The organism is Bacillus cereus group sp. N31 (genome assembly GCF_016483245.1).
Classification (GTDB): domain Bacteria; phylum Bacillota; class Bacilli; order Bacillales; family Bacillaceae_G; genus Bacillus_A; species Bacillus_A toyonensis.
Genome location: NZ_JAEHCH010000002.1, coordinates 346,890 through 361,979, shown reverse-complemented (window position 1 = coordinate 361,979; position 15,090 = coordinate 346,890). Strand labels below are relative to the sequence as shown.

Sequence of the window (15,090 nt, the reverse complement as noted above, 5' to 3'; positions counted from 1 at the left end):
ATCACTCCATACAAATTGTTGATCTAGTCTTATTGTATACAATGATTCAGTTTTTTGATATGTAAAAGATAACTTAGAAACAAACATTACATACATCGCCTATTCTCTACCGCTGCATTTCCTGACAAAAGAAACCATCGTCTGTTTTCCATTCTGCATATAATACGTCTTCAAATTTAGTAATTCCTTTTTGCTTTATTTGTTTATAAAGCCATCCTTCATCAAAACCTGCTTCCCTCAAATTATCCTTAACTACTTTCCCATCACTAATTAATGAAATCGGTAAGTATACAGGCTTATGTTTTAAACTTAAATCATTTATAGTAGGAGATTCATATTTACTTTTTTTCAATACACTTATGTTTCCGTTAGGTTCCAATATCATATACTCAACTTCTCGAATTGAAAATATATCTTTTTGTTGCCTAAGCATTTGCTGTAATTGGTTAATATCCAAATGATTTGAACTTAGTTGTTCCCGGTCAATATATCCATTACGGATAATGATTGACGGAGAGCCTTCAAAAAAACTTCTCGTTCCTCTAAATTTTTGTGTTATTACTTCTATTGTATAAATTAACACTACCCATACAAGTACAGCATATAAAATAGACCATACTTTTATTTCCGGATCATATATAGTATTTCCAACCAATTCTCCGAGAACAATGGCAGAAATAAAATCAAAAGGTGTTAGCTGCGATATTTGTGTTTTACCTAATATTTTAGTAGCAATTAATAAAACAAAAAAACCAACAAAAAGTTCTATCGTTATTTGTCCAAGATGATTCATATATGTTCACCTTTCTGCTTTTCACTCAAATGCTATGTATCCAATTTAGTAAAAAACGGCACATTATCGCTATTATCATGTCCATTCACATCCAATAAATACAAAACAAAAAGAGTCTGATTCAAAATAATATTTGAACCAGACCCTTTCCTTTTTTTCACTTAGAATACACAATCTTTTTAATCGTTTCTCCGGAAAGAAAATATTCTTCTGCAAGTTGATGAATAGCAATTCCGCTTTTAAATGCTGCTTTAATCGCGTTATTTCTTTCATCTAATTGTTTTCTTCCTCCAGATCGTGTACCCCATTTATAATGTTTCGTTTCTTGTTTTGGAATGTAAATTGTTTCACCTTGTATATACTTTTGAATTTCAGCAATTAAACTTTCTGGTAAAACTGCCGCAGCTTTTACGTATTTCATCTCTGCTCGCCCCTTATTTTTTATGATTCATTTCAATAAGGTGCAAAGCCAAATATAAAAAATGATACGAGCTCATTTAGGCGATTATATATTACTTGTCTACCTCACGCAAAGTATCGCCATTTCCATACTTGGCTTTGCATGAGACGTTGCAGTGTCTGGCAATTGAATTATAATCGCCATATAAACACCTCCTAATATACCTTTTGCATTTTATTATATGATAAATTTCCTCTCCTTGCATCCACACCCTTCTTAAAGCACGAAATTACTTAGTTTGATATAATACTTTTTAATCAAATCAAAAATCATTGTGAGGTTACATTATGAAGAAAAAAATTATCATTACAATCGTTACACTATTCTTTATTATCACAGTATTATTCGGAACATACAAATTGATGAACGCAAGAAGCTTTCAATTATTTGGAGATTTAACACAACGCGTAGAAACAAATGAAAAAGTAATCGCTTTAACTTTTGATGATGGCCCTACTAACAATGTAAAACAAATATTACCTTTACTGGATAAATACAACGCTAAAGCTACTTTCTTTTTAATTGGAAATGAACTAGAGAAAAATCTATCGTTAGGAGAAGCTATCACGCAATCTGGGCACCAACTTGGAAACCATACATATTCTCATAATAGAATGGTTTTCAAAACACCTTCTTTTATTAAAGATGAAATAGAAAAAACGAATTCATTAATCCGGCAAACAGGATTTACAGACGAAATTGATTTTAGACCCCCTAACGGAAAAAAATTAATTGGTCTACCCTATTATTTAAATAAAAATAATATCGAAACGATTACGTGGGATCTTGAGCCTGATACTTTTTATAAATCTACAGCTGATAAAATTGACTACGTTAATAAAAATGTAAAACCAGGTTCTATCATTTTATTACACCCTATGTATGATAAATCTAATGAAAATTTACAGACCATTGAAGGTATTTTAGACTCTTTATCTAAAGAGGGATATCAATTCGTCACAGTAAATGAACTGCAAAAAAGAGCAAAATAAGGTGAAACTTTAATCAGTGGGGGGTGCCCATCCCCCACTTAACTTCTTCGCTTTCGCTGAGTTTTGAGGTGGGGGTCTTACTGCCCGGCAAATAAAAGGATAAAAAAGGTAGCGTATCATATAACGATACGCTACCTTTCTTGTTAAATAATTCCAAGTACATTTAGGAATACGATAATAATCGCAATTGGTGCGATATAGCGAAGTAAGAATAACCATAATACGAATAGTTTATAGCCTTTATTTTTACTTACACCAAGCTCTTTCATTAATACATCTTTCTTCATTTTTAAAGGAACAAAGATAGAAACTAATAGAACACCAAGCGGCATTAATACGTTACTAACTGCATAATCCGATAAATCAAAAATAGTCTTTCCAAAAATCTTCAGATCGCTTAATATACCAAATGATAATGCTGATGGTACTCCAACAACGAAGATTAATAATCCAACGATTAAAGCCATTTTTTCACGTTTCCCTTTACCTTTTGCAGTTAAAGATGCAACGCTAATTTCTAACATCGAAATTGCTGATGTAATAGTAGCAAAGAAGAATAGTAATAAGAAAACGATGAAGAATAATTTTCCGAACGCCATTTTACTGAAAATAGCTGGCAATACGATAAACAATAATCCTGGTCCTTGAGATGGTTCCATTCCAAATGCGAATACAACCGGGAATATCGCAAGTCCTGCAAGTAATGTAATAACGAGCGTTAAAGCTACAATAGAAAATGCTGAACGCGGTAAACTTTCTTCTTTCGGTAAGTATGAGCTATACGTTACCATAACGGCTACACCGACAGATAATGAGAAGAACGATTGCCCCATCGCATATAAAATAATTTCTGACGTTACGTTTGAGAAATCAGGTTGTAAGAAGAAGCGAACTCCTTCACCAGCACCGTCTAATGTAAGTGCACGAACAATTAAGACAAAGAATAAAACGAATAGTGCCGGCATGAAATATTTATTTACTTTTTCAACACCATTTTGTACACCTTTACTTACGATGAAAATAGTAATAAGGATGAATAATAGTTGTGATCCGACTGCTAAATACGGATTGGAAATGATTTCACCGAACGTAGATTCGTACGCCCCATTTCCTTCCCACAGTCTACCTGTAATTGCATTCCATAAATATAATAAAATCCATCCTCCTACAACACTGTAGAAAGAAAGTAATATGAAACATGTTACAATTCCTAATTTACCTAACCACGGCCATAACGTTTTCGGTGCGATTTCTCTATACGCATCAACGGCCTCTTTTTGTGTACTTCTCCCAATAACGAATTCGGCTAATAATAGCGGTAAACCAATTAATAATGTGAAACCGATGAAAATAAGGAAGAATGCGCCGCCTCCTCCGATGCCGGCCATATATGGGAATTTCCAAATCGCCCCAAGACCAATTGCTGAACCTGCTGCAGCTAATACGAAACCTAATTTCGATGTCCATTGCTGTGAATTCATCTGTTAATCTCCTCTCTTTATCTTTTTCTGTTTTATAATTTGGTATTTATATTGTTCTATCAATACTTTTTTCTAATACGTTCACTTCCTCCCTAATAAAAAAACGTCCCTACGTAAATACGTAGGGACGACAAAAATATCGCGGTACCACCCTAGTTATGAAGATACAACAAAAGTAAGACCTAAATAAAAACGTCCCTACGTAAATACGTAGGGACGATAAAATATCGCGGTACCACCCTAGTTATGAAGCCACAGCAAAGTTAGGACCTAAATAAAAAACGTCCCTACGTAAATACGTAGGGACGATAAATATCGCGGTACCACCCTAGTTGTGAAAAAATCTTCACCACTTTATTTGATAACGGTATAAACTACCGTCTTCCATTTCCTCATAATGTGAGATTTATGAAAGATGCTCCAGGACGAACTTCATGAATAATCTATATACTGATTCACACCAACCATCAGCTCTCTGAAATAGGGAGATTTTCATTACTATACCCTTTCATTGCCCAAATATTATTTTCCGAATTGATTACTATCATTTTTATCACACATTAAAAATAGTGTCAACTTATATTTTAAGTTTTTATGTCTTATATTCTATTTAAAAATTTGAAATATGACTTTTGTATGAATAGTATTTGAACTTATATGGTTTATACTGTATTAACTTCTCTAACAGGTTTATAGTAGTATACGGTAAAGTGAAACTTTAATCAGCGGAGGATGCCCCACTGATTAAAGTTTCACCAATTTTGCGTTTACTCGTAGTAGCAGGGCTCCCACTTAACTTCTTTCTCCAGCCTCATTTTGAGGTAGGAGTCTTACTGCCCTCAAATAGCGAGATACATGCAAGGCAACATGAGTAGGAGGAACAAATTTTGTCTACTTCAAAAGTTTTAAAAGGTACTGCTTTACTAAGCGGTGCAACAATGATTTCACGTATTTTAGGTTTTATATACTTCTTCCCTTTTCAATTATTAGTTGGAACACAAGGGGTCGCTTTATACGGATATGCATATACTTGGTATGGTATTTTATTAAGCTTTTCAACTGCCGGTATTCCTATTGCCGTCTCCAAATTTGTTGCAAAACATAATGCACTCGGTGATTATAGTACAAGTAAAAAATTGTATAGCTCGAGCATAAAATTAATGCTATTTATGGGCTTTTTAGGATTTTTAATTTTATTTATTGGAGCGCCTTACATATCACAATTTATTATTCGCTCTAAAACGCCAAATCCACAATTTATCGCTGACGTAACACTTACAATGCGGGCATTAAGTTTCGCACTTATTATCGTACCGGCTATGAGTGTTACACGCGGCTATTTCCAAGGTTTTCAACATATGAAACCAAGTGCTGTTTCTCAAGTCGTAGAACAAATCGCACGCGTTGTTTTCATTTTAGTTGGTAGCTTCATCGTTTCCAAAATATTAGGAGGTTCCGTAGCCTCTTCTGTTGCTGTTGCTACATTCGGTGCTGTTATCGGGGCACTTGCCAGCGTCTCTATTTTAATGCTGTACTGGAAAAAGTATAACGGATTAAAGCCTCCTGAAGGTGAATTAAAGTCAAGGGCATCCGATATTCCATTACGAAATATTTATATGGAATTACTTCGATATGCAATCCCAATTGTATTTGTGGGTATTGCAATTCCACTCTATACGTTAGTAGATCAATATACCGTAGCTGATGTCCTTAGAGCGATGGGAGAGCCTTTAGAAACCGCGAATGCAGTTTTCGCTTATATAACGAACTATGCACAAAAGTTAATTATGATTCCGGCTTCACTTGCAACTGGATTCTCATTAACAATTATTCCGGCTATAACGAAATCATTTACAAGCGGAAAACTAGAAGAATTACAAGAACAAATTTCAAAGATATTCCAAGTATTGTTATTCTTCACTATCCCAGCTGCATTTGGTCTTGCTAGCATCGCTTACGATGCATTCCGAATGATTTATGTAGATCCTAAAATTGCACTTGATGGATCACAATATTTAATTTCATTTGCACCTTCTGCTATATTAGGTGCGATTTTCACAGTTTCTGCAGCTATATTACAAGGCATTGATTATCAAAGAAAAACAATGATTGCATTCTCAATCGGTATTCTTGTGAAGATTGTAGTAAACATACCACTTTTACACTTATTCGGTGGACACGGTGCTGTACTTGGAACAATTCTCGGATACCTCGTTTCGAATATTATTATGTTGTATTGCATCATTAAGTTTGCGAAATTTAAAATTGGTGAAACGGTGAAAACAGTATTTCTTATTACGATATACTCCGCAGCAATGTCTGCTGTTGTAATTGCATTAAAAGCAATTATAAGCTGGATTATTCCTGGCCAATCTTATATCGAATCACTGCTCATTGTATTTATATGTGGTGCGGCAGGAGGGCTTGTTTACCTTTTATTCGTATTAACGAGTGGACTCGCTTCACATATTCTTGGTAATCGTATTCAACGTTTACCTGTACTAAGAAAATTAGTAAAATAAAAAAACAAAAGATGTAACTCGTTGTTACATCTTTTGTTTTTACTTTGCATATTGAATGCGTTTTTGTTGCTCCGCAATATTTAATTCTGGAGTATATTGTTTTACTAAATGTAATACCTCTCCCATTAACAATTCTAACTCTTTCACACTATTCTCTGGATGTCCTATTAAAATATTCGCCATACGCTCATATAAATTTTCAGGCTTAATCCCCATTCGTTCCACATTATATGGCATCCATTTAAATGCAGGATGATGCACGTACATGCGGCTCAGACCAAATAAGACTCCAAATATATTTCTTTGAACTTCACAAATAACATCATATAGCATAAGCCAATCTTTTCGTTTTAAAAGAGCCTCTCGATTATGCCAACGATTGCTTAAACAAAGGTTTTCTGCAATCATTTTTTGCGCCAATTCTTCTGGATACGCTTCAACTCTATCTTTTAGAGTATGTACTTTCACTTCTCCATACAAACTCACACCTTCATGAATGGATGATACAATACATTGTTTCTCATAATTGATATCATACTGCTCTACAACTTCTGAAATAATTTTTTCTACGGTCACTGTTAAAAAATTACTAATCTCTAGTTTAATTCCTTCTTTCGTCAAATACGTCTCCGACCATTCTTCTTCCTCGTAAGGATAATATGATAAAATTTTTCCACCAATATGATTAATAGGCTCTTTACGATCCTCATCCTCTGGTGGTTCCGACCATAAAATATGTAATTCAATATCTGAATGTTCATCCTCTAATTTTCTAGCTACTGAACCTGCTAAAATAATAGCTTCGATTTTCGGGTTTTTTCTATAAATCTCCGACATTTCTATCGCTTTCTCTCTTAATCCCATTTCATTCCCCCCTAAAACTGCAGTACTCCCCTTACTCTTCATTTATCTATTTCGATATTGCATATTATATTACCTTTTCAAATTCACACTTAATCAAATTTCTACCCAATAACGCTGAACAATTTCACCAGTATGAGAAGAAACTACCTCATTTTCTAACACACCGCCAACCTTTTGAATCGTTTTAGCAGAACCGATATTGGATTTATCGCAAGTTATTAATACTTTCTGCAATCCTAATTTTCGCGCTTCAGTTAATGCAAGCTTTAGTTGTTTCGTAGCGTAACCATGGCGACGTTTATTCGGATGGACACTATATCCAATATGACCGCTTTCCCTTAATAATTCTGGATTTAATCTATGTCTAATATTCACAAAACCTATAAGTTCCCCTTTTTCAAAACTTAAAAACTGACTAGATGGCACTCGATTCGCTTGTAAGTTTTCTCCTACTTCTTGTATACTCACTTTTTCAAACCATTCAGCTAGGGAATCAAAATTTTGTAAAGAGCTACTACCGTGTGGTTGTTCTCCTGCATGTAAAAAAGCATCCCGATACTCTATAATTTGTTCACTATATTTATGCGTTGGTTTTAATAGTTTCATCGTGCTTTCCCCCTCTTAATCCCCTAAAACAAACCCCTTAATAGCTCTATTTCACCATTAAGGGATTTCTATCATTTTTATTCAAATAACCCCATACTCAAATAACGTTCACCAGTATCAGGTGCAATACATAAAACTTTTTTACCAGCGCCTAGGCGCTTCGCTATCATAATTGCTGCGTACACAGAAGCTCCTGAAGACGGCCCTACTAATAAGCCTTCTTGTCTAGCTAAGTTTCTCATTGTCGTTAAAGCCTCTTCGTCTGCAATTTGAATAATTTCGTTATACACTTCTGTATTTAAGTTTTTCGGAATAAATCCTGGGCTTGTTCCTACTAGTTTATGAGGACCTGGTACACCACCTGATAAAACGGGAGATCCTTTCGGTTCCACTACTGCAATATATAAGTTTGGTAATTTCTCTTTTAACGTTTCACCAGTCCCTGTAATCGTTCCGCCTGTTCCTGCCGTTGCAACAAAAGCATCAAGCTCTCCATCCATTTGTTCGTAAATTTCAAGTGCAGTCGTATAACGGTGAATATTCGGATTAGCTGGATTTTCAAATTGTTGCGGGATAAAACTATTCGGTATTTGTTTTTGCAGTTCTAACGCCTTCGCAATTGCTCCTGGCATTCTTTGTTCTGCTGGTGTTAAAACTACTTCTGCCCCGTATGCTTTCAATAAATTAATACGCTCTTTTGACATATTGTCTGGCATAATTAAAATCGCTTTATACCCTTTAGCAGCTGCGTTCATCGCTAAACCAATTCCTGTATTCCCACTTGTCGGTTCAATAATTGTATCCCCTGGTTTAATGAGACCATTTTCTTCTGCAACATGAAGTAAATTATAAGCAGCACGGTCTTTCACACTACGTGATGGGTTAAACATTTCTAGTTTCACATACACATCTGCTGCGTCTTCCGGAATAAATTTAGATAATCGGACGACAGGTGTATCTCCTATTAATTCTGTTACGTTTTCACATAATTTCATAGTACATCCCCTATTCTATCGTTTTCTTATCACTTGGTAATAACCATGAAGTAAGTCCAATTAACGGTAAATAACTACATAATATCATAATGAACTGAAGGCTATATATATCAGCTAACTTTCCTAGTACTACAGCACCTAGAGCACCAAGGCCGAACGCAAGACCTACAATTAGACCTGATACCATCCCTACTTTTCCCGGAACAAGCTCTTGCGCGTATACAACAATTACACTAAAACTACTTGAACTAATAAAACCGATACATAAAAATAAAGGTACGACCCACACAAGTGAGACATGTGGTAATAACAGTGCAAGTGGCGCTGAACCTAACATTGAAAATACGATGATGTTTTTCTTACCAAATCGATCTGCTAACGGTCCTCCGAAGAAAGTTCCTAACACACCAGCAATCATAAATGCGAATACGAAATACTGGGCATTTTTTATAGATAAACCATAATGCTCAATTAAGTAAAATTGATAGAAATTCCCGATACCGGCACCGTACCAAGAGCGCACAAAAGTAAGAAAAACAAGAAGTATAATAACGAATTTAATGTGTGTACTTACAATTGCATTTTCCGCCTCAAGTGCAGCTCTCTTCTTCCTTCTTACAGCGCCGGTTGCTAATTCATTTTTGTACCAATTCGATACGAAAATTAACAATATAATTCCTACTGCTGCAAATGCTGTAAAACCTAAAGAACCAATTTGACCAAGCGGAACGAAAATTAGCGCTGTAAAAATGGGAGCTAAGGAATTCCCCGTGTTTCCCCCAACTTGATAAATCGCTTGCGCTAACCCTCGTTTTGCACCTGCCGCCATATATGCAACACGAGCGCCTTCTGGATGAAAGACTGCAGAACCTAAGCCAATAAATAAAACAGAAATAATAACAATAATAAAGTTTGGTGCAAACGCGAGTCCAATCATTCCAAGCATACTCGAAAACATGCCGAGTGGTAATAAAAATGGTGACGGCTTCTTATCTGAATACATACCAAACACCGGTTGCATAATCGATGACGTCATATTTAACGCAAACGCAATCCACCCTACTTGCATATAGGATAAATTCATCGTTTTTTCCAAAATAGGAAACAACGCCGGCACAACTGCTTGCATCGAATCATTTAAAAAATGTCCGAAGCTAATCGCAAATAATATTCGGTATATTGTCGGTGTTTCTACAGTTTTTTTTTGTGAAACTGCCTGCATATGTGAATCTCCCCTTTCTGTACAAAATATTTATTAAAGTAGGTGTAATAAATTCTGACTTTTGAAACATTTCTATTCTATACTGCTTTCATTTCTTTTTCCAGAAATATAACTTAACTTCCGTCATTGGCTTGCATCCTTGTAACTTTCAGCGGTAAAACATTACAGAAAAAGGCAACCCAATCACATACTGGGTTGCCTCTCAAATTAAATCGCAAAACGCTTATACTTTTCGTAATCACTCGTCTTACATTCTAGTTCAATTTTTGTACCTTCGTTTTCATAACTCGTAGATAAAACGTGCGCATGATTGTTGAAATACGAAACTACCTGTCCTTGGTCATATGGAATTAACATTTCACACTTCGTATACTCTTTATAAATATACGAGCGAATCATTTCTACAAGCTCTTCAATTCCAACATGCTTCTTCGCAGATAAATACACGCGGTCTTCTTGTACTTTTGGAATTTCAACATCTATCATATCTGATTTGTTATATGCATATATCATTGGAATATTTTCTACTCCAATTTTCTTTAACGTTTCATTTGTAATATCAATTAATTGTTCATAATTTGGATTTGCGTAATCTACAACGTGAATAAGTAAGTCTGCTTCTGCTACTTCTTCTAACGTTGAACGGAACGCTTTCACAAGATGATGTGGTAATTTACTTACAAATCCAACCGTATCCGTTAATAAAAATGATTTATTATCTGGTAAATCAATATTTCGTACAGATGTTTCTAATGTCGCGAATAACATATCTTTTTCAAATACTTGTTTTTCTTCCGTACCATTATAAATTTCCAGCATTGCATTCATCGTCGTTGATTTTCCTGCGTTCGTATAGCCTACTAATGCTACAACTGGTACTTCATTTTTCTTACGTTGCTTTCGCTGCGTTTGACGCTGAGCAACAAGCGCTTCTAAATCTTTATTTAAAACTGAAATTTGCTCTTCAATTTTACGACGATCTAACTCTAATTTTTTCTCACCGACACCTTTATTTTTCGTACCAACGCCGCCGCTCTGTCTTCCTAATGATTCACGAAGACCGATTAAACGAGGCATCATATACTGAAGATGCGCTACTTCTACTTGCAGCTGCGCTTCTTTCGTTTTCGCACGTTGCGCAAAAATATCTAAAATTAAAATGGTACGATCAATAACTTTACAGTCTAAATCTTCCTCTAAATTTCGAATTTGTGAAGGAGATAATTCGTCATTAAAGATTACCATATTTGCATCTACTTCATTTACATAGGCTGCTACTTCTTCAATCTTTCCTTTTCCAATATAATGTGATGGATTTACTCGTTGTAAATTTTGCGTCACTTGCCCGATTACCTCTACATCACAAGCTTCTGCAAGATTCGTTAACTCTTCCATAGAATATACAAAATCATCTTCATTTCCTAAATTCACTCCAACTAAAACTGCTCTTTGTAATAATTCTTCCATATATTTATTCCTCCATTTCGATTACGTAAAATAAAAAACACAGGTCGCTGCCTGTGTTTTCGTAAACGGATAAGGGTTCACCAAAGAAATAGAAGAAAGTTATACTTTCATCCTATCTCATAGTCAATAAGTCTCAAGATCATATACGTATCCACAACAAGTGTTCACCTATACAATCCCATTCTATTTTTAAAGGCAAAACAAAAAGAGGGCGTATTCGTCCCTCCCTCTTTTTCACATATAAGCTTAATAAAGGGTTCCTTTAAAATAGGCAGACCAATCCCGTTCACTCTGTACACAGACAGAGCCTTTGAGCGCTATTCAATTATCGGCACAAAGTATTGAGACGTAATCTGATTAAGATCAAAGGAAGCCCCTCCGTTCATTTTAAGTTACATAAAGTGTAGCATAAGTAATTCGCTTTCACAAGGTTAAAGCACCTATATGAACAGAAAGAAAATCTTTGTATTTTTACTTTAATCGTCATTTTTTGCGAGTTCTTCTCACAAAAAAACTAACAACAGCAATGATCAATAGCAGACCTATGGATATGATAGCAACTTGCCACCAACTGAAAACACTCACCATTCCACCTTTTAAATTCACTTTCTTCGTCGGAACAGACTCTTTTGCAATATGACTTAAAGCCGCTTTGTCCACCCCTGCCTCATCCAATCTCTTCGTTCCACTACAACTATGTGTGTGTAATTGTTTTTCTGATCCCCTTTGAGAAGAAAACACTAAGTACTCTCCTCCCTCTACAAAGTGAAACACACAATCACCACCATTTGTATATACGATAATTTGCGAAGAAGTTGTCCCTTGCCATATTTTCTTCACTTCAAATAATACTTCAATCCCAATCCCTTCTTTCCTTCTAATCTCAATTACTTTCCCCTCAAACACTACATCATTTTTTTGAAATGCATCTTCTGCTGTTACATTAATACAATCACAAGCATGAGATTTCTCTGGAAAAATAATAAGAATAAAGCTACAAATAATGACAACAGGCAACATGCGCAAAATTCTTTTCAAGGAGCCCCACTCCCTTCATTATCAATTTCAAAAGCTTCTCGTATATTATTTTTACGCTACTCGTCAAATTCCTCCAGAGTAAATTAAACGGTATCGTTTCTATACAATAAAAGTCTTTATTGACATTTTTATAACCTGATATTAGTATCAGGTTATAAAAATAAGTTAGGAGATGTCCCTATGAATTCTAAATCTCGTATTACCGCAATTGGTACTTATGTTCCAAATCAAATATTGTCTAATAACGATTTAGAAAAAATGGTCCATACGAATGATGAATGGATTGTGCAAAGAACAGGCATGAAAGAAAGAAGAATTGCTAACGAAGACGAATACTCCTCACACTTAGCCATTAAAGCAATCGAAAATTTGTGTACAACATATAAGAAAAACTTAGAAGATATTGACTGTATCATCGTTGCTACAACTACTGCTGACTATGTTTTTCCTAGTGTCTCTTGCCAAATACAACAATACTTCAACATACCTTATACACTAGCTTTTGATTTAAATGCGACTTGCGCTGGTTTCACATACGGACTGCATGTCGGTAATAGCTTAATCACTTCTGGATCACATCAAAAAGTACTCGTCATAGCGACAGAGACATTATCTAAAGTTACTGATTACACCGATAGAACGACCTGTATTTTGTTCGGTGATGGCGCTGGAGCTATTTTATTAGAAAGAGATGAAAACAAACCAAGCTTTATTGCTGCTCACATGGGAACAAACGGTGACGGTGGTATTCATCTATACAGAACAAACTTATCTACTACTATGAATGGCACACCACTACAAACAAATGAAAAAATCGTTCAAAACGGAAGAGAAGTATATAAATGGGCTGTACGAACAGTACCATACGGCATAAAAGAACTATTACATACTGCAAATTTGCAAATAGATGATATAGACTGGTTCATACCACATAGTGCTAACTTAAGAATGATTGAATCTATTTGCGAAAAATCAAAAATATCTATTCAAAAAACATTAACGAGTGTGGAAGATATGGGGAATACATCTTCCGTCTCTATTCCACTCGCTTTAGATTTAGCTAGAAAAAAAGGAAGATTAAATAACGGAGATACACTTTTGCTATACGGATTTGGCGGTGGACTTACGCATTTAGGGCTTATTGTGGAGTGGGATTTAAGTTAAGTATTGAAAAAGAGGTTCTAATTAGTAACTAGAACCTCTTTCTCATTTAATTTCTCACCCCTTTTCGAGACCATATCACAATAGGAATAAGCAATAATGCTAGCACTCCTCCCGCTAATGATAATGCGGCATAACTGGAATTCGCTACTATCATACCTGACATCGCTCCACCAGAAGCCCCAGCTAACGCAACAAATACATCTATTTTGCCTTGTGTTTTTGCACGTGTAGAAGGTATAGTTGCATCAACAATTTGAGCTGTGCCACTTATTAAACCGAGGTTCCAACCTAACCCAAGTAAAGACAGAGCAACAATTAATAATAGTAAAGAATCACTCGGCGCCATCGCAGCTATGACACCCGCCGCTAATAAAATTATTCCACCAGCTATACTCATCGTAGTTCGTCCGATTTTATCAATTAACATTCCTGTAACGAGAGACGGAAGATACATTGCACCTACATGAAAACCAATTACAAGCCCTACTGCACTTAAACCATGACCATGATGCCCCATATGAACTGGCGTCATCGTCATAATCGCAACCATCACTATTTGAGTAAGTATCATAACGATTGCTCCAACTGTAATACCTCGTTTGTTTTCTTTCACTTCTTCTGTTACTGGTTGCCCTTTATATGTATGTTCTCGTTTATATGTTTCTATTATGTTAGCAATAATTAATGGATCTGGACGAAGCATAATAAAAAGGACAAGACCCGCCAGTATAAATGCCGCTGCTGATAATATAAACGGACCTGCAAGGTTAGGAATTCCGATTGAATGGGCAAAATCTCCCATTACGCCTACTAAGTTCGGTCCTGCAACTGCACCGAAAGTCGTCATAACCATCGTAATACTAATAGCAGTTGCTCGTTGTCTCTTATCTGCTAAATCGGTACCAGCATAACGAGCTTGTAGATTCGTCGCTGTACCTGCACCATATATAAGTAAAGAGACTAGTAATAAAATAATACTATTTGTTAAAGCAGCCAATACAACTCCAATAGCCCCTAGCCCCCCTACTATAAACCCTGTTGCAAGTCCTATTCGGCGACCATATTTTTGCGATAACTTCCCAACAAAGAAAGCCGCTACCGCAGACCCCATTGTAAACATAGCAGCCGGTAATCCTGCATATGCATCTGTCCCAAGCATTTGCTGCGCAAGAAGTGCACCTACTGTAATTCCAGCAGCTAATCCCGCTCCACCGAACATTTGTGAAATACTTACGATTATTAATGTTCGTTTATATAATTTTTGTTGCGCTTCTTCTGTGTACATACGATTACGTATTGAAGCATCTGCTGTCTCTATCATTTCCTCACCCTCTCTATAAAACTAATACCTCTTGTTAATGTACTATAGAACAACAAAATCCCAAAATTTAAAATGCTACAGTTTATTTATTAATGTAAAGAACCCCACGGTTTATGTTTCGCTCATTACCGAGGGGGCTCCCAAAATCACAGGGTAGATCTTCCT

Annotated in this window: 13 protein-coding genes and 1 other annotated feature; of the genes, 3 read left to right on the top strand and 10 right to left on the bottom strand. The window is 35.6% G+C overall.

The genetic code is table 11. From position 1 onward, the window contains the following. Positions 1-106: 106 nt before the first annotated feature. On the bottom strand, positions 107-793 hold the full coding sequence (locus JDS81_RS06155) for a DUF421 domain-containing protein (protein WP_001015969.1): 687 nt from the start codon (positions 791-793) through the stop codon (positions 107-109). Positions 794-950: 157 nt separating this feature from the next. Next, positions 951-1,214, bottom strand: coding sequence for a CD3324 family protein (locus tag JDS81_RS06150; protein ID WP_000878303.1), 264 nt, complete (start codon positions 1,212-1,214; stop codon positions 951-953). Positions 1,215-1,540: 326 nt separating this feature from the next. On the opposite strand from JDS81_RS06150, the gene JDS81_RS06145 reads away from it, so the two are divergent. Continuing rightward, a complete protein-coding gene (locus JDS81_RS06145) occupies positions 1,541-2,245 on the top strand; it encodes a polysaccharide deacetylase family protein (RefSeq protein WP_097954153.1) in 705 nt (234 codons plus the stop codon). Positions 2,246-2,388: 143 nt separating this feature from the next. Here JDS81_RS06145 and JDS81_RS06140 read toward each other — a convergent pair whose 3' ends face one another. Further along, positions 2,389-3,726, bottom strand: coding sequence for a sodium-dependent transporter (locus tag JDS81_RS06140; protein WP_097954152.1), 1,338 nt, complete (start codon positions 3,724-3,726; stop codon positions 2,389-2,391). 298 nt (positions 3,727-4,024) lie between these two features. After that, positions 4,025-4,247: a binding site (T-box leader), on the bottom strand. Between the two features lie 366 nt (positions 4,248-4,613). On the opposite strand from JDS81_RS06140, the gene JDS81_RS06135 reads away from it, so the two are divergent. Continuing rightward, positions 4,614-6,248 carry a putative polysaccharide biosynthesis protein gene (locus tag JDS81_RS06135; RefSeq protein WP_097954151.1) on the top strand — a complete coding sequence of 545 codons (1,635 nt, stop codon included), beginning with the start codon at positions 4,614-4,616 and terminating at the stop codon, positions 6,246-6,248. A 39-nt stretch (positions 6,249-6,287) separates the two neighbouring features. Here the strand turns inward: JDS81_RS06135 and JDS81_RS06130 are convergent, their stop codons facing one another. From JDS81_RS06130 to JDS81_RS06105, 6 genes are all read right to left on the bottom strand, one after another. Then, complete coding sequence (locus tag JDS81_RS06130) at positions 6,288-7,112, bottom strand: DUF4037 domain-containing protein (protein WP_097954150.1); 825 nt, start codon at positions 7,110-7,112, stop codon at positions 6,288-6,290. 93 nt (positions 7,113-7,205) lie between these two features. Next, the gene (locus JDS81_RS06125) at positions 7,206-7,718 is read right to left on the bottom strand and encodes a GNAT family N-acetyltransferase (RefSeq protein WP_097954149.1); all 513 of its coding nucleotides are present in this window, start codon (positions 7,716-7,718) and stop codon (positions 7,206-7,208) included. 77 nt (positions 7,719-7,795) lie between these two features. Next, a complete protein-coding gene (gene cysK / locus JDS81_RS06120; RefSeq protein WP_000762271.1) occupies positions 7,796-8,713 on the bottom strand; it encodes a cysteine synthase A in 918 nt (305 codons plus the stop codon). Positions 8,714-8,723: 10 nt separating this feature from the next. Next, positions 8,724-9,935 carry an MFS transporter gene (locus tag JDS81_RS06115; protein WP_097954148.1) on the bottom strand — a complete coding sequence of 404 codons (1,212 nt, stop codon included), beginning with the start codon at positions 9,933-9,935 and terminating at the stop codon, positions 8,724-8,726. A gap of 207 nt (positions 9,936-10,142) precedes the next feature. Then, on the bottom strand, positions 10,143-11,402 hold the full coding sequence (gene hflX / locus JDS81_RS06110; RefSeq protein ID WP_097954147.1) for a GTPase HflX: 1,260 nt from the start codon (positions 11,400-11,402) through the stop codon (positions 10,143-10,145). Positions 11,403-11,885: 483 nt separating this feature from the next. Further along, positions 11,886-12,440 carry a cobalamin biosynthesis protein CbiN gene (locus JDS81_RS06105; protein ID WP_097954146.1) on the bottom strand — a complete coding sequence of 185 codons (555 nt, stop codon included), beginning with the start codon at positions 12,438-12,440 and terminating at the stop codon, positions 11,886-11,888. A 180-nt stretch (positions 12,441-12,620) separates the two neighbouring features. Here JDS81_RS06105 and JDS81_RS06100 point away from each other — a divergent pair, with 180 nt between their 5' ends. Then, on the top strand, positions 12,621-13,604 hold the full coding sequence (locus tag JDS81_RS06100; protein ID WP_097954145.1) for a ketoacyl-ACP synthase III: 984 nt from the start codon (positions 12,621-12,623) through the stop codon (positions 13,602-13,604). Positions 13,605-13,650: 46 nt separating this feature from the next. Here JDS81_RS06100 and JDS81_RS06095 read toward each other — a convergent pair whose 3' ends face one another. After that, complete coding sequence (locus tag JDS81_RS06095; protein ID WP_097954144.1) at positions 13,651-14,925, bottom strand: MFS transporter; 1,275 nt, start codon at positions 14,923-14,925, stop codon at positions 13,651-13,653. Positions 14,926-15,090: the final 165 nt, after the last annotated feature.